The 19,939-nt window shown below is 40.2% G+C and carries 23 protein-coding genes; 13 read left to right on the top strand and 10 right to left on the bottom strand.

Annotated features, from left to right (window positions below; all coding sequences use genetic code 11):
- The 3 genes from VB714_RS08590 to VB714_RS08580 form a co-directional block, all read left to right on the top strand.
- Nucleotides 1–1,477 (top strand): M23 family metallopeptidase (locus tag VB714_RS08590; RefSeq protein WP_323223138.1); only part of this gene is annotated, 1,477 nt, incomplete at its 5' end.
- A 31-nt stretch (nucleotides 1,478–1,508) separates the two neighbouring features.
- A complete protein-coding gene (locus VB714_RS08585; protein ID WP_323223136.1) occupies nucleotides 1,509–1,631 on the top strand; it encodes a hypothetical protein in 123 nt (40 codons plus the stop codon).
- Entirely contained in the window at nucleotides 1,628–1,846 is a 219-nt protein-coding gene (locus tag VB714_RS08580; protein WP_323223134.1) for a hypothetical protein, read from the top strand. The genes VB714_RS08585 and VB714_RS08580 overlap by 4 nt, the downstream gene beginning before the upstream one ends.
- Here VB714_RS08580 and VB714_RS08575 read toward each other — a convergent pair.
- Nucleotides 1,788–2,129 carry a DUF433 domain-containing protein gene (locus VB714_RS08575; protein ID WP_323223132.1) on the bottom strand — a complete coding sequence of 114 codons (342 nt, stop codon included), beginning with the start codon at nucleotides 2,127–2,129 and terminating at the stop codon, nucleotides 1,788–1,790. The genes VB714_RS08580 and VB714_RS08575 overlap by 59 nt on opposite strands.
- A gap of 62 nt (nucleotides 2,130–2,191) precedes the next feature.
- On the opposite strand from VB714_RS08575, the gene VB714_RS08570 reads away from it, so the two are divergent.
- Nucleotides 2,192–2,314, top strand: a complete 123-nt coding sequence (locus VB714_RS08570) for a hypothetical protein (protein ID WP_323223130.1) — start codon at nucleotides 2,192–2,194, stop codon at nucleotides 2,312–2,314.
- Nucleotides 2,311–2,529 (top strand): hypothetical protein, encoded by a 219-nt coding sequence (locus tag VB714_RS08565; protein WP_323223128.1) that lies wholly within the window; start codon nucleotides 2,311–2,313, stop codon nucleotides 2,527–2,529. Before VB714_RS08570 ends, VB714_RS08565 begins: the two co-directional genes overlap by 4 nt.
- A 177-nt stretch (nucleotides 2,530–2,706) precedes the next feature.
- On the opposite strand, the gene VB714_RS08560 is transcribed toward VB714_RS08565, so the two are convergent.
- Together VB714_RS08560 and VB714_RS08555 are read right to left on the bottom strand one after the other, a co-directional pair.
- On the bottom strand, nucleotides 2,707–4,704 hold the full coding sequence (locus tag VB714_RS08560; RefSeq protein WP_323223126.1) for a DNA sulfur modification protein DndB: 1,998 nt from the start codon (nucleotides 4,702–4,704) through the stop codon (nucleotides 2,707–2,709).
- A gap of 5 nt (nucleotides 4,705–4,709) precedes the next feature.
- Complete coding sequence (locus tag VB714_RS08555) at nucleotides 4,710–5,390, bottom strand: hypothetical protein (RefSeq protein ID WP_323223124.1); 681 nt, start codon at nucleotides 5,388–5,390, stop codon at nucleotides 4,710–4,712.
- 164 nt (nucleotides 5,391–5,554) lie between these two features.
- Here VB714_RS08555 and dndC point away from each other — a divergent pair, with 164 nt between their 5' ends.
- The 3 genes from dndC to hpsE are packed head-to-tail and all read left to right on the top strand — an operon-like array spanning nucleotide 5,555 to nucleotide 8,742.
- On the top strand, nucleotides 5,555–7,144 hold the full coding sequence (gene dndC, locus VB714_RS08550) for a DNA phosphorothioation system sulfurtransferase DndC (protein WP_323223122.1): 1,590 nt from the start codon (nucleotides 5,555–5,557) through the stop codon (nucleotides 7,142–7,144).
- 1 nt (nucleotide 7,145) lies between these two features.
- Nucleotides 7,146–7,754: a LysE family translocator gene (locus VB714_RS08545; RefSeq protein WP_323223120.1), complete on the top strand. Its 609-nt coding sequence runs from the start codon at nucleotides 7,146–7,148 to the stop codon at nucleotides 7,752–7,754.
- Between the two features lie 19 nt (nucleotides 7,755–7,773).
- Nucleotides 7,774–8,742, top strand: coding sequence for a hormogonium polysaccharide biosynthesis glycosyltransferase HpsE (gene hpsE / locus VB714_RS08540; protein ID WP_323223118.1), 969 nt, complete (start codon nucleotides 7,774–7,776; stop codon nucleotides 8,740–8,742).
- Nucleotides 8,743–8,755: 13 nt separating this feature from the next.
- Here hpsE and VB714_RS08535 read toward each other — a convergent pair whose 3' ends face one another.
- Complete coding sequence (locus tag VB714_RS08535) at nucleotides 8,756–9,676, bottom strand: AEC family transporter (protein WP_323223116.1); 921 nt, start codon at nucleotides 9,674–9,676, stop codon at nucleotides 8,756–8,758.
- 22 nt (nucleotides 9,677–9,698) lie between these two features.
- Complete coding sequence (locus VB714_RS08530; RefSeq protein WP_323223115.1) at nucleotides 9,699–10,919, bottom strand: Caspase domain-containing protein; 1,221 nt, start codon at nucleotides 10,917–10,919, stop codon at nucleotides 9,699–9,701.
- A 153-nt stretch (nucleotides 10,920–11,072) separates the two neighbouring features.
- Between VB714_RS08530 and VB714_RS08525 the strand changes: the two genes are divergently transcribed.
- The 3 genes from VB714_RS08525 (at nucleotide 11,073) to VB714_RS08515 (ending at nucleotide 12,605) form a co-directional block, all read left to right on the top strand.
- Nucleotides 11,073–11,951: a hypothetical protein gene (locus tag VB714_RS08525; RefSeq protein WP_323223114.1), complete on the top strand. Its 879-nt coding sequence runs from the start codon at nucleotides 11,073–11,075 to the stop codon at nucleotides 11,949–11,951.
- A 134-nt stretch (nucleotides 11,952–12,085) separates the two neighbouring features.
- A complete protein-coding gene (locus VB714_RS08520; protein WP_323223111.1) occupies nucleotides 12,086–12,346 on the top strand; it encodes a type II toxin-antitoxin system Phd/YefM family antitoxin in 261 nt (86 codons plus the stop codon).
- A complete protein-coding gene (locus VB714_RS08515) occupies nucleotides 12,339–12,605 on the top strand; it encodes a Txe/YoeB family addiction module toxin (protein ID WP_323223109.1) in 267 nt (88 codons plus the stop codon). The genes VB714_RS08520 and VB714_RS08515 overlap by 8 nt, the downstream gene beginning before the upstream one ends.
- Before the next feature lie 18 nt (nucleotides 12,606–12,623).
- Here the strand turns inward: VB714_RS08515 and murD are convergent, their stop codons facing one another.
- Complete coding sequence (gene murD / locus VB714_RS08510; protein WP_416309638.1) at nucleotides 12,624–14,021, bottom strand: UDP-N-acetylmuramoyl-L-alanine--D-glutamate ligase; 1,398 nt, start codon at nucleotides 14,019–14,021, stop codon at nucleotides 12,624–12,626.
- A 36-nt stretch (nucleotides 14,022–14,057) separates the two neighbouring features.
- Nucleotides 14,058–16,205, bottom strand: a complete 2,148-nt coding sequence (gene glyS, locus VB714_RS08505; RefSeq protein WP_323223106.1) for a glycine--tRNA ligase subunit beta — start codon at nucleotides 16,203–16,205, stop codon at nucleotides 14,058–14,060.
- Between the two features lie 159 nt (nucleotides 16,206–16,364).
- On the opposite strand from glyS, the gene VB714_RS08500 reads away from it, so the two are divergent.
- Nucleotides 16,365–16,898, top strand: a complete 534-nt coding sequence (locus VB714_RS08500) for a hypothetical protein (protein WP_323223105.1) — start codon at nucleotides 16,365–16,367, stop codon at nucleotides 16,896–16,898.
- A gap of 48 nt (nucleotides 16,899–16,946) precedes the next feature.
- Here VB714_RS08500 and bcp read toward each other — a convergent pair whose 3' ends face one another.
- Together bcp and VB714_RS08490 are read right to left on the bottom strand one after the other, a co-directional pair.
- Nucleotides 16,947–17,423, bottom strand: a complete 477-nt coding sequence (gene bcp / locus VB714_RS08495) for a thioredoxin-dependent thiol peroxidase (protein ID WP_323223104.1) — start codon at nucleotides 17,421–17,423, stop codon at nucleotides 16,947–16,949.
- A gap of 37 nt (nucleotides 17,424–17,460) precedes the next feature.
- Nucleotides 17,461–18,027, bottom strand: a complete 567-nt coding sequence (locus VB714_RS08490) for a Uma2 family endonuclease (RefSeq protein WP_323223103.1) — start codon at nucleotides 18,025–18,027, stop codon at nucleotides 17,461–17,463.
- Between the two features lie 129 nt (nucleotides 18,028–18,156).
- Here VB714_RS08490 and VB714_RS08485 point away from each other — a divergent pair, with 129 nt between their 5' ends.
- Entirely contained in the window at nucleotides 18,157–18,816 is a 660-nt protein-coding gene (locus VB714_RS08485) for a hypothetical protein (RefSeq protein ID WP_323223102.1), read from the top strand.
- Nucleotides 18,817–18,834: 18 nt separating this feature from the next.
- Here the strand turns inward: VB714_RS08485 and VB714_RS08480 are convergent, their stop codons facing one another.
- Nucleotides 18,835–19,935 carry a trypsin-like serine protease gene (locus VB714_RS08480; RefSeq protein WP_323223101.1) on the bottom strand — a complete coding sequence of 367 codons (1,101 nt, stop codon included), beginning with the start codon at nucleotides 19,933–19,935 and terminating at the stop codon, nucleotides 18,835–18,837.
- Between the last annotated feature and the right edge of the window lie 4 nt (nucleotides 19,936–19,939).

Genomic DNA, 19,939 nt, shown 5'->3' with positions numbered 1-19,939 from the left:
AGTGGCCAAACCCCCCCGTAACGCGAATCCCGTCGTTACCCGACCCCCCGCTCCTGCCCCTCGTCCATCGGTCAGACCCGCACCCCAACCCGTGGCGCAACCTAAACCGACCCGACCCGCAAGAACGGTAGCACAGCCTGCTCCTCGTCCAGCCTCTCGTCCGGCACCTCGCAACACTCAGCCCAATTTATCGGCTCCTGTGGTTGCCGTACCGGAACAAAAACCCGCCAGCAGAGAGATTCCGGAATATTTGATCGATCGCCCCAATACGGCTTCGGCACGGGAAACCAACAATTTCATCGATCGCACCGATTACAATGCGGGAACAACGGCGAAAAAGCCCACTCCGGCAACTTCAGCCAATGCTTCCCGCCGCGATCGCCCCACCGTTGTCCTGAGAAACCGCACGACGGGATGCGAAGCGGTCGTTCAGAATGGTCGCTTAAGTAGTGGTAGCTGTGGTGCGAGTCCGAGACAACCTCGCGTTATTCCTCGGCAGGCCCCTCCTGCACCTCGAAATGTTGCCCGTCAGCGCGTTGCTGTGCCTCGGGTCGCGATTTCCTCGAATTCCCGTTGGCAAGGTGCATCGGTTCCCATTGCCTCCTCCCGTCGCATCCGAGTGGTTCCTTCTCCCGCAGAATGGGCAGCACGCACGGGAATTAGCGCTCCAACCCGATACAATACGGAACCTCGCTACAATACGCAACCCCAGATGGAAACGAACGCAACAACAACGCCTTACCAAGTTGCTTACCCCAATAACGGTAATACAGGACTGCTCTTTCCTCTGCCAAGTCCTACCCAAATTTCCTCTACCTTTGGCTGGCGGCTTCATCCTATTTTCGGGGACTGGCGAATGCACTCGGGGACGGATATTTCTGCTCCGATGGGAACCCCGGTTATCGCTGCTTATAAAGGTGAAGTGGCGATCGCCGATTATGTTAGCGGTTACGGCCAAATGGTAGTTCTGCGTCACGAGGATGGAACCCAAGAATCTCGCTATGCTCACCTATCAGAAATCTTTGTCAAGCCTGGCGCTGTGGTAGAACAAGGGGAAGTGATTGGAGCCGTGGGCAGTACGGGTAATTCTACCGGACCTCACTTACACTTTGAATGGCGGCACTTAATGGCGACAGGTTGGATTCCTGTGGATGCAGGACCTCATCTGGAATGGGCGATGGCAGAGATGATACAACAGCTCAACCCCGAGGAAGCAGAAGTTGCAACCGCAGACGAAGCGGAATTACTCGAACCTTCTCTTTATTTTTCCCGCGCGGAGGAACTGGAAGAATTAGTTTTGGGTTTGGGGACTTTGGTGGCTCCGGATCCTAAGGATCCTTTGCAGGAGGTAATGTCAGAAGCCTTAGAAAATATGCCCCAAGAAAAACCATCAGAAGAAAAGGAAACACCCTTCTCGACTTACATCAAACCCGGTGAAATTCCTGAAAATCGCATTCAAGTCCGGCGATCGAATTAATCTGATGCGGTATTAAGGGACATTCAGTTAAATGAAATGTCCCTTCCAAAAAAAACCTGCATTACACTTGGAGTGGGCTTTACCCCCTGCTTCTATTTTAACCCGAACTCAGGTTAAAATAGAAGCAATAATGCAGTCTGCGATCGAACAATGATTGACAAAGTAAAATCTCTACAAAATTCAGAGATAGAGGAAACTCAAGGCGATCGGCAATGGTTGGATGCTACTCTATCTTGTGGGGATGATTATGAACCTTATGAATGGGGTGATTTAGACCCACTCACTTTGGGAAAACCCGTGAGGAATTTTATCATTGGAGATTATCCTTGCTGTTTTTACGTGCTAGTAGACGATCGCGAATTCCGATAGGATTAAAAAGACTTTCGACTTCTTGACGAATTACGTTGGCACGATGTTGGCGTTCTAATAAATAAGCATCTACTTCTGTTTTATGTTTTAGATAGTAGGCGATAGTCAAATAAACATCAGCAAGTTGCAAAACAGGATATTGAGTGACAATTTCTTCTGCGGTTGCTCCTTCCAGAAAAGCATAAATTACCGTATCTAAGGTGACACGAGTTTGACCAACGCGCACAACTCCGTCTGGAGTTATTTCAAGTGGATTAGATTCAGTGACAATGGCTAGATTCATTGGCGATCGCAGGTTCTTTGTTCTCTATTCTAGCAAATCGGCGATCGCTTCTCTGTTAAGAAGTGAAACAATATCTTGACTTTTTGGCGATTTTGTGTTGCGAGTTGGTTTTCGTTTGGAGGGAGGCGATCGCGTCAGGACAGCCTAAAATAGAAGCAATAATGCAGTCTGCGATCGAACAATGATTGACAAAGTAAAATCTCTACAAAATTCAGAAATAGGGGAAACTCAAGGCGATCGGCAATGGTTGGATGCTACTCTATCTTGTGGGGATGATTATGAACCTTATGAATGGGGCGATCTAGACCCACTCACTTTGGGAAAACCCGTTAAATATCTTTCAGAACAGGGTTTTGTGGTAGAGGGAGGGAAGGATATTGTCCGATCCTCTAGCAATTAGGGATATTGTTATTGTGGTGTTTCCCACTCAAACCCCCAGAGTAAGAAATAAAACAATATCTTGACTTTTTGACAATTTTGTGTTGCGAGTTGGTTTTCGTTTGGGGGGAGGCGATCGTATCAAGACAGACTACAATAGAGGCAATAATGCGATCGCCTAGAATAGGAGAGAGTAGGATTAAACTTCAAGTTCAAGATTCTCTTCATTCAAAGATTTCTCATCAATAAGATAATTAGCAAGTTCAGGAATCCCAACCGCAAGAATGGCAGAAAATCTATCTCGCACTAGCTCTTTCTTTTTATCTTCACCAAGTTCTTCATGATCTTTGCCATAAAAAGCATTAGTATTAAATCCTGCGTAAAGAGTTTTGTAGTAATCAGAACAACCTGGCCAATATGTTTTATTTGTATCGGCTGAAAAATACTTTAATAGCTTACGTCGTGAAAGTTTAGGATTATCATTATCTATATCTATTTTCATCTTTCGATTTCCAAAATACCATAAGCATAATATTGCCAGAATACGATCTTCTACGGCTTTAGCTACCTTGATTTTATCGTTACCTGGGTTAATAGCAATAAATGTCCAAAGACGGAAAGAATAATTAGGTAAAAGAGCAGAGATTTTCAAAATATTTCGATCGTATAGTTGGTCTAAAAAAATCAAAATATCGTCTATATTTTTTAAATTTTTATCTTCACCTCTATATTCAAATTCGACTATCCGACCTAAACGAACTATAGCCTTTTGAAAAATTGCTTTAAATGCCCATTGCTCTTCTTTCATACTTGAAATTGCAACTTGATGAGAAATTATTTCTCGACTATACCAATCACTATCTTTAGTTATTTCTTGCTCTTTTATAATTGCTTTATGTTTACTTGTTTGAGCTTGGAATTTACCAAACGCTCCCTCAATTAAATCATGCTCACGTGCATATAAAAGAAGATTTTTATAAGGTTTAAATTCCAATAATAACTTCATTAGCCAGGGCTGAAAGTTTATCTTAAATCCCTCGACTGCTGAAGCAAGATAATTTTCTGGGAGACGAGAAAAAGGTATTTGTGGTTCTCCTTCTTCATCACAACAATCTTCCTTATAATATTGGGATAAAGTGCGTCCATCATGCTCAACTTCTTCCTCGTTTATACCTAACGATGAATTAATATCCTTGATAAAACTTTGAACTTGTTTTTGATCCATTGGATCCGATGGTTCTTTTAAATTTAATAGCGCCTTTACTAATAAATCTAGATGAACCAATGAATTGAGATAATATGAAGAATCAAATCTATTTTGATCGTCTTGCCATCTAACTAAAGATAATGGAAATAAATCCTTTGAATCTTGTGTAGTGCTATCTGTTAATAAAGTTCTTACACAGCGTGCATGAATACTCCTGTCATCAAGAATCAGTTCTCTTGCTCTGTCCACAGTTTTGGCATTTTTATTAAGGTCTGTAAATAATTCACGAGATATACTTCTGATTGAATGATTGAGATTGTCTTGTTTATTTAAAAAACCTGCATCTGGATGTAGTAAAACAAAAATAACAGGAATACGAGTTTGTTGTTCTACAGGGTGCAATGTACCCGCTCTAGATTTTTCATCTTCGCGAAATGTACGGAGCGCCCAAAGTCGATGCTGTCCATCTACTGCTACTGCCAAAACAAAATTTTCATTCCAACGTAATCTAGCTGATTCACCAATTTTAATAAATTGAACACCTCCAAAATTAGAAACTATTGCGTCTGTATGAGTCCATTGAGCATCTTCTTGATCGGTAGCATCCCAAGGAATAGGTGGGTTAATAGTATCCTCTAGTTCTTGAAAAACATCTTGAATTTTTTCATCTTTACCCTTTGGCATTAAAACAATAGTGATCGCGTTAAAAAATTTTAATTTTTTAGAGTCTAAAAGGTATCCTTTAACAATATCTTGACGAACTCTATCTTCGTCTATTTCACGCTGAAAAAGCTCTTTGAGTGACCATTTGGCTTCAAGAGATGCAGGAACCTGTTCTACTACTCTTAATTCATTTATAACTCTATCAATTGTCATTAAAGTTATAAAATAAGGTAAAGAAACACCTTCTGCTAAAGTGTATTCTCCTGCGAGTCCATACAAGGGACGATTATAGTGAGCGTTATTTTTGTCCTTGGAAATGAAAAGCATAATTTTTAACCGTATCTTAATGTAAATAGTGGTAGAAATAATCTGGATAAAATATCCTCGACTAATTTTTCAGGTTCCAAAGATGAGAACTCATTGTCATTCCATTCCTCATCATCACTCCATTTCTTATTATCTTCCATTAATATAGGTGTTTCTCCATAATCTGATAATCCAATAATTAAAAGCCGACATTTATCAAGATCATGTTTAGATTCCCTTAAGCGTTCTCGCAGAATACTATTTTCATTAATATGACTGCGGGTTCGATTTTTAATATTAGTGGCTTTCCCTATATACAGAGGCTGCTGAAACAGTAAAGCATTATCCAATAGAGTGCATACAACTTCTCGAAAGGCATTGCTGTAGGATAATTGTTCTAATGTTTGTTGTTTAGAAAATCGAGTTTCAGCACACATAGTCAATTTAGTACAGGGAGGAATATGGGCATCTCTTGATCCAAAGTGTGGTTTATATACTTCATTCAGGATTGCATTGCTAAAAATTATTGGATCGTGCCTTGCTTGTTTAGGAAGTTCAAAACGACGATACCAAGCATATACACCGCCTAAGTTATCAGGGATACGACTTAATAGAGCATTTGTACCACGAACTTGAGCTAAATCATATAATAGAATATTGTCATCTAGCTGCTGAACGGCATCATTATGATTATGTATCCATGCCATAAGGCATATCCTCTCTTGGGTAGATAAATTTGGCGTAAAGGTATAATACCATGAATGGCTATCTATTTGAATATAGGGCTTCAAAAAACTTAAAAAATATCACAAGAAAGTAAGTCTTAAGAAAATACAACTTTATTTTGCGGATTTTAATGGAGAAAGCTAAAGTGAAAACACTAACAAATCAATTGAATTTACTGAACAACCAAAATGAAAAACGAACAGTTAAAGAATTTGTAGAAAGGATACAAAGTCTAACAACTGAAATCCAAGAATTATATTGTTTAGATTCTATTCCTTGGATTGTCGGTTTCTCTGGAGGGAAAGATAGTAGTTGTGTTCTTCAGTTGATTTGGTATGCTCTTGCTACTTTACCCGCCGCAAAACGAACAAAGACAGTTCATGTTATATCAACTGACACACTTGTTGAAAATCCTCTTGTTTCGATTTGGGTTAACCAATCACTTCAGAATATAAAAATTACCGCTCGCGAGCAAGAAATACCAATTCAGCCTCATTTACTTCATCCTGATGTAAAAGAAACTTTTTGGGTATGTCTGATGGGAAAAGGCTATCCTGCCCCTCGCAATCAATTTCGCTGGTGTACTGAACGATTAAAAATCAATCCTGCTAATCGTTTTATAAGAGATATGGTTAGAACTAATGGTGAAACAATACTTGTTTTAGGAATTCGTAAAGCCGAAAGTTCAAAACGTGCAGCTACTATGGAAAAGTATGAAAAAAAAAGAGTTAGAAACTATTTGAGTCCCAATTCAAAATTACTTAATTCCTTAATATACACTCCGATTGAAGATTGGGAAACGGATGAAGTTTGGTTGTATTTAAATCAATGGCAGAACCCTTGGGGAAATAGCAATAAGGATTTATTTACTATGTATCGAGGTGCGACAGCAGATAATGAATGTCCGTTAGTTATCGATACATCAACTCCTAGTTGTGGTAATTCTCGATTTGGTTGCTGGGTTTGTACAATGGTTAGTCAAGATAAATCCATGACGGCAATGATTCAAAATGATGAAGAGAAGGAATGGATGCAAATTCTTCTCGATATTCGTAATGAACTGGATATGAAAAATGATCGCAAACGCCGCGATTTTCGTCGTATGTATGGAAAAGTAGAACTTTTTGGAAAAGATAAAATAGAACCTATTCCTGGACCTTATACTAAAAAATGGAGGGAATATTGGCTAAAGCGAGTTCTAGAAGCACAAACCCAAATTCGCCAAACAGCACCCCCAGAAATGCGAGATATTACTCTCATTACTCCCGAAGAATTGAGCGAAATTCGGCGTATCTGGCTTGAGGACAAACACGAATTTGATGATAGCTTACCCCGAATATACCAAGAAGTGACCGGAGAACCTTTCCACGATCGCAATAAAACCCCCGCAACCGAAACTAGCCTCCTTGGAGCCGACGAATGGGGTATCCTAGAAGAACTGTGCGACGAAGATGAAATGCACTTTGAACTTACTACCCGACTCATCGATATTGAACGCCAATATTACACTAAATCCCGTCGTAGCGGCATCCTCAGCGACCTTGAAAAGTGCTTCGATACCAGTTCGCGATCGCGGGAAGAAGCTATCCAAAACGCTTACCACCAAAGGGATATCAAAGAAGCGATCGCCAATGCCGACGTAAAGAAACTCCAAAAACTCACTCAATCTCCAGAACCACAAGAACAAAAATGGTCAGACCTTAAATTCCCCAATAAATCTAACATTGATAATTGACATGAACTTACCTCTCTTTTTAGTTGCCGCCGCCGCCCTCGTTGTCACCCCTGGACCCGATATGCTCTATGTTATCGCCCGCAGTACCGCACAAGGGCAAAAAAGCGGCATCGTCTCAGCTTTTGGTGTCTCTGCTGGAATTCTCATTCATATCTTTACTGCCGCGATCGGCCTCTCCAGTCTCCTTATGACCTCCGCGATCGCCTACAATGCTGTCAAATATGTGGGGGCAGCCTATCTTATCTATCTAGGTATTCTCACTCTCACTGAAAAAAGCAGAAAAAGCACTCTTAAAAACACCCTCAAAGCCAACCTTAAAACTACCTTTTTTCAAGGCTTTCTCTCCAACGTCCTCAACCCCAAAGTTGCCCTCTTTTTTCTCGCTTTTCTCCCCCAATTCATCAACAGCGATCGCGGCAATATCAGCCTCCAGATCGTCACCCTTGGGGCAATTTTCATCCTCATGTCCACCCTTTGTCTCATTCTCACTGCCCTGATCGCCAGCACAGCCAGCACTTGGCTGCAAAGGCGATCGCAGTTTCAACGCTGGTTAACCGGCTCCATTTTCATCGGTTTAGGTGCCCGTCTCGCTATACCCGAAGCCCGCTAAATTGAATTCTTCTCAAACCATGAGTAATACTGATGAATTAGATATAACCGTTGCCATTCCCACCTATAACGGTGCAACGCGCTTACCCGCAGTTCTCGATCGCCTCAAAAAACAGATCGAGGTGGAAAATATTGCTTGGGAAGTTTTAGTCATTGATAATAACAGTACAGATAATCTGAAAGAAGTAGTACAAAGCCATGAAAATACAGGGTTTAATAATGTACCCATTCGCTACTGTTTAGAAACACAACAAGGAGCCGCTTTTGCGCGAATTAAAGCCATTAAAGAAGCCAGAGGAAGATTAGTAGGTTTTCTCGATGATGATACCCTTCCTGCCTTAAATTGGCTCAAATCTGCCTATCTTTTTGGCTGCGAACATCCCCAAGCGGGGGCTTATGGCAGTCAAATTCACGGTAATTATGAGGTTGAACCCCCAGAAAATTTTCATCGGATAGCCAGCTTTTTTGCCATTACCGAACGCGGAAATCAAGCGCATATTTATCACCCACAAATGAAAATGTTACCTCCTTCTGCGGGCTTAGTGGTTCGACGCAAAGCATGGCTGGAAAATGTCCCCGATCGCCCTTTTTTAAGCGGTCGTTCTGGTCAATCTATTCTCAATAGTGAAGACCTCGAAGCAATTCTCTATATTCAAAATGCAAACTGGGAAATTTGGTATAATCCTGACATGGAAATCGAACATCAAATTCCCCGCGATCGCCTAACTAAAGACTATTTAATCTTCTTAATGAAAAGTACCGGATTAGCTAGACATCATATTCGGATGTTACGTTATAAATCTTGGCAGAAACTGGTGTTTTTTCCGTTAGGATGGGGCAATGATATTCGTAAAGCCTTAACCTATTATATCACAAATCGTCAGGTTTTAGATAAAGATATTGTTGCTGCTTGTGAAATGGAATTCCTTCGCAGTAGTATTATTAGTCCTGTTTATCTTTGGCGACAATCTCTCCACAAGAAAACTTAATATCGATCGTTAATTACCCATTACCAAATAAAAGAATCCAAAGCGGTAACGTTACCAGTAAAGAGAGAGAACCGATCGCGATCGAACTAACCGCAATTTCCCGATCTAAATCGTAGGTTTCCGCAACTACTAAGGTTGCAAAAGCTGGAGGCATAGCAACTTGTAAAACCAGAACGAGTTGTAAACTGTCGGAAACACCCCATAGTCCTAATATAAAGCCAAAAAGAAGGGGAACACAGAGCATTTTTACGATTAAACCTGCCGAAACCGATCGCCATTTTTGCCATGCTTTGAGTTGGCTTAAACGCATTCCAATTAAGATTAAAGAGAGGCCAATAATACACCAACCTACTCGCACTAAAGTCATTTCTACAGGTGGAGAAAGTGCAATTTGACGAAACCATAAACTAAAAGCAAATGCCCACCAAATCGGTTTCGCGATCGCAGACAAAAGCAAGTCTTTAAAGGTTGTTTTAACGCGATGTTCGCTAAAAAAGTTAGCAAAGATTCCCCCCAAACCATAGGCACCTAATGTTGTACCAAAAAGGTCGTAAAATATTGCCCAAGCAAAATATTTTTCCCCGGTTAATGCAAGTATAATCGGATAACCGAGATAACCTGTATTACCAAACATAGAAGCAAAAATAAAACTTCCTTGGGTCCCTAGATTCCAGTCTGGAGTTTGAAAGTAAATCCAGCCTCGTGCTAAAATTGCACCAGATATAATTGCCAGCCAAGCTAACAAAGGAGAAAGCCAAATTCCTCCCGATAAATCTGCACCACGTAAAAAGATTATCATACTCAAAGGAACACCAATCCAAAATAAGAAAACACCGATCGCTTTAGGCACTTTTGGCGGTAATATTTTCCCTAAAATCCAGCCCACTAATACACCACTAACCAGTTTCAGGTAAAGACCCAACAATAAAGACATATTATCAATTACGCATGACTATTTACCAGGAACTTTGTTCGCAATGAAGTAGGCGATCGAGAATTGCGATCGCCGTTTCATTGTCACTTTCTCGCACTTTTTTTTCTTGAGCAATATTGAGTAATTCCATGCGTAAGCGCATTAAATATGCTATTGTTATTTCATCACTGTCCCGTAAAGATTGAGGAACGCGGCGGATATTTTTACGATAAGACTGTTGGAGATCAAAATTAAAACGTTGGGAAATTGTCTGAATTACATAGGCTTGTTCTGGACGTGCTGTTATGAGAGTATTTTCAATAGTTTGGCCTAAAACTTGCGATTGTTCCCTCGTTGTCATCTGTTCTTGTAGCCATGTTTCTAGGGTAGAAATAGGCATATCCATTGTTTGCATATCTACCTTAGAAAAGGCGTGGGCTTCATTATAAGAAACGATCCCATCTTGATTATAATCCGCAGAAGGAACGAGTTCTCCCGTGCGCGATCGCCCGCTTAAACCCGCAAAGAAACTGGAACTATAATCTTTATAATCCGACTCATCTACCTCTGGAGTACAACCTACGGAAGGACGAGTCCGAATAGTAGCAAAAAAACCGCATCGAGTTTGAGGAGAAAGCGGTTTAGTGCGATCGCCATCTTGATAGATAAAATCCGCAAAAGACCCCGCAAAACATTGTGCCATAACCGTCGTTACCGGAGTATTAACTGGGAGGAGATCGAGTTGCTGAGAAAAGTTTTTTAAGGTGAGATTATATCCTCCCCAAAGGAGAATTTCATCGGGAAGACCGTGACCTGTAAAATAAAAGAAAAGTGGCTGTTTATTAGCGCGATCGCCTTCTTGCTGCATCCAGTATTGAAAATTACCTAATGTTGAAGCCCCGCGTAAATGAGGAATCTGAGGAACTTTAAACTGCTGTCGTCCTTGTTCATCAATATAACGTACTGTTGCTTCACCACTATTCCCATTCGCAAAAAAGATATTTGCTTCAGATACATTCTGTCCTAATTCTTGCAAAGTACGTTGAAAATAGAGGGCATTTTTCTCGAGGGCAATTTCATTATTGCGCGGCGATCCACCCCCCGCAAATGTCAAAAAATTAGTGGGAAGATTACACTCAGTTGTAGACGAATCAAACATCGAAATGAGAGAATCATCTGAGGCAATACTCGCACAACTACATCCCCCTGCGATCGCCACAACGGTTAAAGCCAAAAATCGAATGAGAAGAGAGTATTTTTTCATGCGCTATACTGGTGGTCTGTCAAGGATTTTTTGTGGGCAAGTACTATCGCAATAATCCTAATCCATTTCAATGGATTTTTTGTATGAGACAGGGATTTCAATCCCTGGCGGATCTGGCTATACTAAGAGTTTCTATCGCTTATTTGTTCCTTCATGCCAACTATAAACCCCTCCCATCTCTTGAAAGCAACTTCCCTCAGTATAGGACTTTTGAGCGGTCATGCACTGGTTAGCGAGTCAGCAAGGGGCGAACTTCCTCCCATTGTAACCACTTCCGTCGCAAATTTATCAACAAGTACCACAATAGATATTACCGCGATCGCGCCAACGGTAACAAATATGAGTTTTCCCGAAACCGAAGTGACCATTACAGGATTAGAAGAGAGAGGCGATCGCGAGTTAATTTCACAGCAGAATCAGACCACAATTCCTACAGCAGAAAATTTAGATTTAGACCCACAAATTATCGAAGAAAGTCCCGTTTTACAGCGTTGGTTAGAAGAAATTCCCGACGTTTTAGAAGAGATTCGTAACGATCCAGTTTTTCGTTCTCGAATTCGTTTGGGGTATTCTCACTTTCCTTCTACAAATCATCAAGGAGGCTGGAATATTGGCATAGAAGATGTGTTTTTAGGGGAAACAGGTTTAACTGTAAGTGGAGAATATCAAGGGACTTTTTCCGGCGATCGCGAAACATGGGGAGGAGATTTTCGCTATTATATTCTACCTTTAGGTAGTGCTTTTAATATTGCTCCCGTTGTTGGTTATCGCAACATTACTACTAATAATTTTCAGACCGATGGCCTTAATATCGGCGTTAAAGCAATTTTAGCATCAAGTCGAGGCGCGGGAGATATTTCTTTATCGCAAACTTTTGTTTCTCCCGGTAGCAGTGAAGAAGTGGGAATTACAACCTTATCAATTGGCTATGCACTAACACCTCAATTTCGTCTTTCTACTGACCTACAAAAGCAAAATTCTCGAGGTGAAAAAGATAGTCGCGTCGGAATTAGTTTAGAATTTCTTCTCTGAAAATAGCCTTTATTCTTCACAATTTTCCAAACTGAGAGGGGGAATTTGGTCTGCGGTTAACGTGACGACTTAATTTCCTTTAGCTGCTATACTGGAAGTGACTGGTTCAAATACGAATACAATCATAAGGCAAAATGGAAACAATCGCAGTTAATGAAGATACAAAAAAAATTGATGAATTAGTCGATCGCGCTGTTGAAAGCGATCGACCAATTTTATTAAAAGGAGAAAAAGGAAATGCTATTTTGATTTCTGAAAAAGATTGGAATGCTCTCCAAGAAACACTTTACTTGCAATCTATTCCCGAAATGACTAAATCAATAAAACAAGGCGGAAATACTTCATTAAAGGATTGTGTTGAGGAATCAATAGTTAGGGGGATTTTAAATGGATGAGTGGCAATTATTGTTTACTAAACAGGCAGTCAAAGATGCTAAAAAAATTGCATCATCGGGACTCGGTAAGCAAGTGAATAAGCTCCTTGATGTAATCAAGAAAAATCCCTATGACCCCTATCCAACTTATGAAAAACTAACTGGCGATTTACAAGGATACTATTCTAGAAGGATTAATATTCAACATCGCTTAATTTATCAAATATTAGAATCAGAACAGACAATAAAAATCATTAGAATGTGGACGCACTATGAGTAATTCTCTGAGCAATTCAATTTAGATTATATTTAATTTTACTATATTAGCGCGATCGCTTTGCATTGCCAAACATAGTTCTCGAAAATGATCTCCCCGATGTTCAAAACTTTGATATTGGTCAAAACTTGCACAAGCAGGAGAGAGTAATACTGTAGAAATATTGTGCTGTTTTGCTAACTCAAATCCTCGCATTACTGCCTTATCCATAGTTTCCACAATCTCCCCTGCTTCGTAGTTATTTTCTTGCAAGCGCTGACTAAAAATAGATGCTGCATCTCCAATCAATAAAACAGCTTTTGCTTTGCGTTTAATCGCTTCGATCCATGCAGTATCATCTCCTGTTTTTGCTTCTCCTCCAGCAATTAAAATAGTTTCATCAGGAACAGCATTTAAACCCACTTCCGCCGCATCATAATTGGTTGCTTTGCTATCATTAATAAAAGTCACATTAGCATGAGTGCAAATCGATTCGAGACGATGAGAAACACCGGGAAATTGAGCAATTGCTGTGGCGATCGCCTCCTTTTCAATACCTGCTAAACGTGCGGCACCGACGGCGAGTAAGAGATTTTGTAAGTTATGATCTCCTAACATTTTCAAGGAGTTTATGGGAGCAATTTGCTCTTGAAACGCAACGATCCAACCTTCTTCAATATAAATACCGCGATCGCGATCGCATAATAATTTTTCTTTTCCTAAAACACTCGTCCAATAGGCATTTTTCCAGTCTTCAAGTCCCACATTTCGCAAGTAAGGATCGTCGCCATTAAAAATTTGTTGTTGAGAACGATTTAAAAGCGAGGCTTTAATTTGATAGTAATTATCTAGGGTATAGTGACGCGCTAAATGATCGGGAGTAAAAGTTGTCCAAATACCAATTTTAGGGGCAATTTCTCGCGAAGATTCGATTTGATAACTGCTAATTTCCGCAATAATCCAATCGTAAGCATTGGGGTTTAAGGTTTGTTTCTCCTTTAATCCTAATTCACAAGCAGCACGGCCAATATTACCACAAGCAGGGGCATTTAATCCCGCTTCTTTAAAGATAGCTGCAATCAAAGCAGTTGTGGTTGTTTTGCCATTTGTTCCAGTAATTCCGACCCAAGGAGAAGTTTTTAAAAACCGCCAAGCGAGTTCCATTTCGCCAATGGTATCGATCGCCTTTTCTCTGGCCTCAACTAACATAGGAGTATCCCAAGGAACCCCAGGACTAACGACAATCAGATCGGGAGGATGATCGAGAGTTAAAGTATAGCCCAATTTAACAGTTATTCCTTCCTTTTCTAGGGTTTCTTGTAAAGATTGTAAATCCGGAGAAGTACCGCGATCGCCTAACTCAACCTCCCATCCTTGTTGCTTTAATAAATGTGCAGCAGCTATCCCCGATCGCCCCAGTCCAATAATATGTGCTTTCATGTTTGTGATTGGTTGTTTTTGGTGACTCATTACCGATTAACTCTTTACAATTGCGCCAAAATCTGCTAGAACGCGGGCATGATTGCGTAAAAGTCCTAAGAGATTGAGGCGATTTTTTTGGATGTTTGCATCTTCTGCCATAATCAATACGCTTTCCTCTCCATCAAAGAAGGTACTCACGACAGGAGTAATCCTTGCCAAACCATCTACCAATGATTGATAATTGCGCTCTAATCGCGCTGTTTCGGTTTGCGGGACTAAAGATATCAAACTATCATAAAAGGCTTGTTCTGAGGCTTTCTCGAACAGTTTGGGATCGACAACAGAAGTGGGGTCTAACTGTTGCGTATCCAAGTCTCCCTTAACCGCAAGACGTGCCGATCGATTAACGGTTTCGTAAATGGTATCGAGGACTTTATTAGCGCGGATTTCTTGCAGGAATAGGGCGCGATCGCGGACATCGAGTAAATCTTGTAAAGCACGTTCTGTATATTCGCGATCGCCTTCTCCCAAGACAGCATTAACAAGATCGTAATCAATCTTTTTCTCCTCTTGTAGTAGGGTGCGAATGCGTTGCAGAAAGAACTCTTCTAAAGCATCATTGGGAGATTGGCGATCGCCATGATTTTCCACAAAATCTTGAGAGAATTGAGCGACGAGATCTGCCAAGTTAATATTTAAGTTCCCGTGCCAAATAATATTAACAATTGAGTTCCCCCCGCGACGCAAAGCGAAGGGATCGGAAGACCCAGTAGGAATCTTTCCCAACCCAAAAATACTAACCAAAGTATCGAGGCGATCGGCAATTCCCACCACTTGACCCGCTAAACTTTCCGGCATTATATCGCCGATATTTCGAGGTAAATAATGCTCAAAAATTGCCGTAGCGACTTCTTCAGATTCGTGACTCACTCGTGCATATTTTTGCCCCATAATTCCCTGTAATTCGGGAAACTCATAAATCATTTGTGTCATTAGATCGGCTTTGCACAAAAGCGCCGATCGCTCAATTGTTTCGGCTTGTTTCTCGCCGAGATTTAACTGTTTGCTGATTTCTTCTGCGACTTCAATTAGGCGATCGACCTTATCTCGCATCGACCCTAAATCTGCTTGAAAAGTAACAGTTTCCAGTTGCGGTAAAAAAGTCTCTAACGGTTCATCACAATCAGATTTATAGAAGAATTGAGCATCTGCCAATCTTGCTCGAATAACCTTACCATTTCCTGTCGCAATAATCTCTGCTTTTTGGGGATCGCCGTTAGAAATAGTAATAAAATTGGCAAAGAGTTCGCTATTTTCCTCCTCCGTCTTTTTGATGGGAAAATAACGCTGATGCGTAACCATCACTGTTTTTATTACTTCAGGAGGAAGTTCGAGAAATTCCTCATCGAATCTTCCTAAAACAGCATTGGGATATTCAACAAGATCGACAACTTCATCTAGTAAATCTGAAGTCACTTCTGCATAGCCATCGACGGATTTTGCGATCGCGGCAATTTGTTCTTGAATCAATACCCTGCGCGTGTTAGAATTAACTTCAACAAAAGCCTTTTGCAAACATTGTCTATAATCTGTAGCTTGAGGAATGGAAACCGATTCTGGGTGTAAAATTCGATGTCCTCGAGAAGTGCGATCGCTGTTTAAAGTGGTCGAACCATTAACCAATTCAACCGATAAAATCTCCTTGTTCCATAAAGCAACCAACCAGCGTAAAGGGCGAGGAAAACGTAAATCTCCATCCCCCCAACGCATAAATCTGCGTCCTTCCAAACTACCAATCCATTGAGGAATGAGTTCTCTTAAAATATCTTTAGCATCTCGTCCAGGAATTTGTTTTTTAATGAAAACAAACTCTCCCTTTGGCGTTTCTCGTAATTCGATCGCCTCCAATTCTATCCCTTGCTTGCGGGCAAATCCTGCTAATGCTTTGGTGGGTTTTCCCTCCTTAAAAGCAACTTTAGCTGGGGGACCTTTAATCTCTTCTTCGCGATCGGCTTGCTGTTCTGGAAGACCTTGTAAAAGAACGGCCAAGCGGCGCGGTGTCGCGTAAACTTCTAAACTATTGGGGGTTAAAAACTCCTCTTCTAAGGTTTTGGGGATATTCTCTTTCCATTGGGCGATCGCACTGGCGACAAAATCGGCGGGTAATTCTTCAGTACCAAGTTCAAATAAAAAATCTGACATAAGCGAATAACAATGCAAAAAAATCCTGCATCAATGTGCAGATTTAGACAGTTTACCGCGTTCTGGAGATTTAAACTTTAGATGAAGGAAATCTTAAAATTTTCGCGATCGGTGATTTGTCGGGACAGGATAACGGTAGTGAATTAAAATCGGAGCAAAATGAGCAAACTACGGAATATTTTAAAAGTTGCAGGAGTAGCAACGGCTGGGGCGATCGGCACAAAACTCGCGGTGGATTTTTTCAAAAAGCGAGGTAAAAAAGAGGAAGCAGTTAGCGAAGATGCACCAGATATCCTCGAACCTGTGGACGATGATGCAGAACCCTCTTCTACGGCAGAAGTTGCCTACGCTGCGGTAAAATCCAGTTCTGTGCAAACATTTTTGGATAAGAGTTTTGGCGATTCTGGTCGTTATGTTCCCGATCGCGCCCCAAAAGTTTTTGAATATCAAGGCAAACAGTATATGGTAATTTGGGCAGATGATACCCAGAAAAACAAGAAGCAAATGATGGCTTTTCTGTATACTGATGCAGGTCGTAAAATGGTTGCCAGTGTTGGCTATACTCTCGATACGACGGATTACAATATCAGCCTAGAAGATACACCTTTTGCTGTTGAAGTGAATGGCGATCTTATTACTTCTGGTCAAAGTACCACGGATGGAACTGATGAGGTTGATTTTGTTTTAGCATAGGTTTAGTTGGGTGGACATGGTTCACCCAATTACTTGTTTTATAAGATACTATGTGCTTAATTCTTTTATTTTTTCCAGCACATTGTAAACATGACCTTTCACTCTAACTTTTTTCCAGATATGTGCGATATTTTGGTCTGGAGAAATGAGAAAAGTTGAGCGAATAATGCCCATATATTCTTTACCCATAAATTTCTTTAAACCCCAAACTCCATAACTTTCAGCAATTTTATGGTCGCGATCGCACAACAAAGTAATTTTGAGATCGTGTTTATCAATAAAGCGTCCGTGAGTTTTTTCCAAGTCCGGACTCATGCCCACAATTTTAGCACCCAATGCCTCAAATTCTGGTAAATATTCGCTAAATTCTTTGGCTTCTGTGGTACAGCCAGGAGTGTTATCTTTGGGGTAAAAATAGAGAACTAACCAACTTTTGGAAAAGTCCTCTAAAGTAAATGATTGTTCATGGCGATCGCAGGCAGAAAACGAAGGTGCGAGTTGTCCAATTTCGAGAGGATTTGACATGATGAATTAAAATAACGCAAAAATAATTGTAGCAAAGTTATTGATGTTTCAACCATGCAAATATATCTCCAACAGTTAATTGTAAATCTTTGACTATATCTGGAACAGGAAGAATTGAGTTTTCTGATTCTAAGAGTTGAGATTGTTGTTGAGGGAGATAAACCAAAATCGATCTTGTTTCTGGATCGATTAACCATCCCATTTTACTACCATGATTGAGGGCATACAAAATTTTTCCGATAACTTTAATTGGACTTTGTTCGGGTGAGAGGATTTCAACGATCCAATCTGGTACAATATTAAAAACATTCGCAACATTTCCATTTTCATCAACAGGAATTCTCTCCCATGCGAACACCGTAACATCTGGAACAATTGCCCGTCCTCCAAAAACACAACGAAGTTCAGTATAAGCACGGGCAATTCGTTGTTTTTTGACAATAGCATTAATCGTTTCTGTTAGTTCAACTTGAATCGTGCTATGATGTCCTTGAGGCATGGGTTTTTGGATAATTTGACCTTCAATATATTCCCTAGCAGGTTTCGTTTCTGGTAGTTTGAGAAACTCCTCTAGCGTTATTGTTTGGATCGGTGTTTGGATCATTATCATTCTCCAATTCATGCTTTCTCGTTACTCAATTTTAGCAGAATCTCAGCTTTCAAGAAGATTTGATATGATAGAGTAAAATAGCACGAGAGTAGTTGTAAAATCGAACTTAGAAACGCGATAAAGATGAATGAGAAACCCGAAAAGCAAGATTCAGCGCGATCGCACGATCCGCTAATTAAAGACCAAAAAACTAATTTTGATTTAGTTTCCTTGACAGATCCAACAAATAATGCTATTGATGAAAATATTGTTCAACGTATTAAAGAAGCACAAACACCTGAAGAAGTAGAACAATGGTTACAAGCGAGAGAACAGCTTGAGATTCAGAAAGAACGAAGAATACAAAATATTGAACAAGAGAAAAACAATTTACAAGAGCGTAGATTAAAGATTTTTGATGAAATTCGCTTAACTGTTTTTAGTGGTTTGCTTTTCTCACTGGGTGTTTCAATGGTATTTCTTAAACTTCAACAGCCTGGCTTAGTTTTGATTATTATTGGTAGTCTTAAACCGCTAAAATATTCAATTCCTGAAATTTCTAAACTCTTGGGAAAAATTTCTAAAAATATCAGTGTTCTTGCTTATCTTTTTACCTTAATTTTCTGCTTCTTTGCTATTTTAATTTGGGCTGATATCTCAGAAGGAATTCAACAAGCACTCATTATTTTCATTAGTCTTACTGTGTTATTTTCTTTAAGTGTTATCAAATATATTCTAGAAACTTCTCAACTTAACAACACAATTGAGGATATTCTCGATCGCAACATTGAGAATGAGGACTAATTAGAACTGAACACAGAATTATTTTCTAAAAATTCTTGTTGCGATCGCCCCCACCATCAAACCCAATAAAACTAACCCCAAACCTGTTTGTAATAAAAATACATCCTCATTGGGTTGATTAACTTTCTCATCAATAAAATCAGCATAAGCAGAAACTCGCGTATCGAAAAATATTTCCCCAAAACTGCTATCTTTATTCGGAGTAATATCAACTTCTGGAAGCGTCGATCGCCTACCACTCGAAGCAATACCCGCAATTTGTCCGTCAATAAATGCTGGACTTCCCTCATCTCCAGAAGTCGATCCCGCTTCGTAAATTCGTCCAGTTTCTAAACTCAAATCTCCCAATAATCCTACACTTGTTCCCGTATCATAGCCCATGATTCCTAAACCGTGAAGACTGTATTCTTTGCCTAAAGCATCATTACGACGTAAACCGCTATCAAAATCATAAACTAACTGTTTTCCAGACTCAATTCCAGTATTTAATTCTGGTTGCACTAATGCTTCCTCCAGCGCATCATGCAAACCACCATCAAAATCATCCACTAACTGCTTATCAGACCCAATTCTAGTATTTAATTCTGGTTGCACTAACTCTTCTCTTAACACATCATAACGATTGCCTCCAAAGCGTTTTTGGTGAGTGCGATCGCCGCTTATTTCTCCCTGTACTCCCGTTCCTTTTCTACCATATCCTACGCGAGTAAAAATCTGTCCAACTTCATCAGAACGGCGATAAATACTATAACGTTCTGCTGTAGTCGGGGCTACATCTTTGAGTTCAATAATAGCAATATCATTATCATTATCATTATTTGTGCTATTATTCCATTGAGGATGAATGAAGACTTCTTTCGCTTCAAGCCGTGCTGTTCCAAGCGTTAATTTAAAAATAACTGTTACCGTTGTTGGATCTGGCTGAAAATTATGATCTTGAAAGCAATTTGCTGCCGTAAGTATATGCTTTCCACTCCACAATAAAGACCCCGTACAAGTCTTATTATTCGGCAATTCTAATAATACCACGCCATCATAGCCCATTCCCGTTTGGACAATATAATCGCGATCGCGGGAATTATTGATAGAGAGACTGAGGGCGATATATTGTTCGTTCATGGTG

Origin of the sequence: Spirulina sp. 06S082, from assembly GCF_034932145.1 — a bacterium.
Lineage (GTDB): Bacteria > Cyanobacteriota > Cyanobacteriia > Cyanobacteriales > Spirulinaceae > CCY15215.
Note: the sequence above shows the minus strand (reverse complement) of the source record. Positions and strands in the feature narration are given on the sequence as shown.

Excerpts from the sequence above, each read along its gene's own strand:
- VB714_RS08585 (WP_323223136.1), top strand. The coding sequence starts at position 1,509 with ATGAAATGTCCCTTCCAAAAAAAACCTGCATTACACTTGGAGTGGGCT.
- VB714_RS08580 (WP_323223134.1), top strand. The coding sequence starts at position 1,628 with ATGATTGACAAAGTAAAATCTCTACAAAATTCAGAGATAGAGGAAACT.
- VB714_RS08575 (WP_323223132.1), bottom strand. The coding sequence starts at position 2,129 with ATGAATCTAGCCATTGTCACTGAATCTAATCCACTTGAAATAACTCCA.
- VB714_RS08565 (WP_323223128.1), top strand. The coding sequence starts at position 2,311 with ATGATTGACAAAGTAAAATCTCTACAAAATTCAGAAATAGGGGAAACT.
- VB714_RS08560 (WP_323223126.1), bottom strand. The coding sequence starts at position 4,704 with ATGCTTTTCATTTCCAAGGACAAAAATAACGCTCACTATAATCGTCCC.
- VB714_RS08555 (WP_323223124.1), bottom strand. The coding sequence starts at position 5,390 with ATGGCATGGATACATAATCATAATGATGCCGTTCAGCAGCTAGATGAC.
- VB714_RS08545 (WP_323223120.1), top strand. The coding sequence starts at position 7,146 with ATGAACTTACCTCTCTTTTTAGTTGCCGCCGCCGCCCTCGTTGTCACC.
- hpsE (WP_323223118.1), top strand. The coding sequence starts at position 7,774 with ATGAGTAATACTGATGAATTAGATATAACCGTTGCCATTCCCACCTAT.
- VB714_RS08535 (WP_323223116.1), bottom strand. The coding sequence starts at position 9,676 with ATGTCTTTATTGTTGGGTCTTTACCTGAAACTGGTTAGTGGTGTATTA.
- VB714_RS08530 (WP_323223115.1), bottom strand. The coding sequence starts at position 10,919 with ATGAAAAAATACTCTCTTCTCATTCGATTTTTGGCTTTAACCGTTGTG.
- VB714_RS08525 (WP_323223114.1), top strand. The coding sequence starts at position 11,073 with ATGCCAACTATAAACCCCTCCCATCTCTTGAAAGCAACTTCCCTCAGT.
- VB714_RS08520 (WP_323223111.1), top strand. The coding sequence starts at position 12,086 with ATGGAAACAATCGCAGTTAATGAAGATACAAAAAAAATTGATGAATTA.
- VB714_RS08515 (WP_323223109.1), top strand. The coding sequence starts at position 12,339 with ATGGATGAGTGGCAATTATTGTTTACTAAACAGGCAGTCAAAGATGCT.
- murD (WP_416309638.1), bottom strand. The coding sequence starts at position 14,021 with ATGAAAGCACATATTATTGGACTGGGGCGATCGGGGATAGCTGCTGCA.
- glyS (WP_323223106.1), bottom strand. The coding sequence starts at position 16,205 with ATGTCAGATTTTTTATTTGAACTTGGTACTGAAGAATTACCCGCCGAT.
- VB714_RS08500 (WP_323223105.1), top strand. The coding sequence starts at position 16,365 with ATGAGCAAACTACGGAATATTTTAAAAGTTGCAGGAGTAGCAACGGCT.
- bcp (WP_323223104.1), bottom strand. The coding sequence starts at position 17,423 with ATGTCAAATCCTCTCGAAATTGGACAACTCGCACCTTCGTTTTCTGCC.
- VB714_RS08490 (WP_323223103.1), bottom strand. The coding sequence starts at position 18,027 with ATGATCCAAACACCGATCCAAACAATAACGCTAGAGGAGTTTCTCAAA.
- VB714_RS08485 (WP_323223102.1), top strand. The coding sequence starts at position 18,157 with ATGAATGAGAAACCCGAAAAGCAAGATTCAGCGCGATCGCACGATCCG.
- VB714_RS08480 (WP_323223101.1), bottom strand. The coding sequence starts at position 19,935 with ATGAACGAACAATATATCGCCCTCAGTCTCTCTATCAATAATTCCCGC.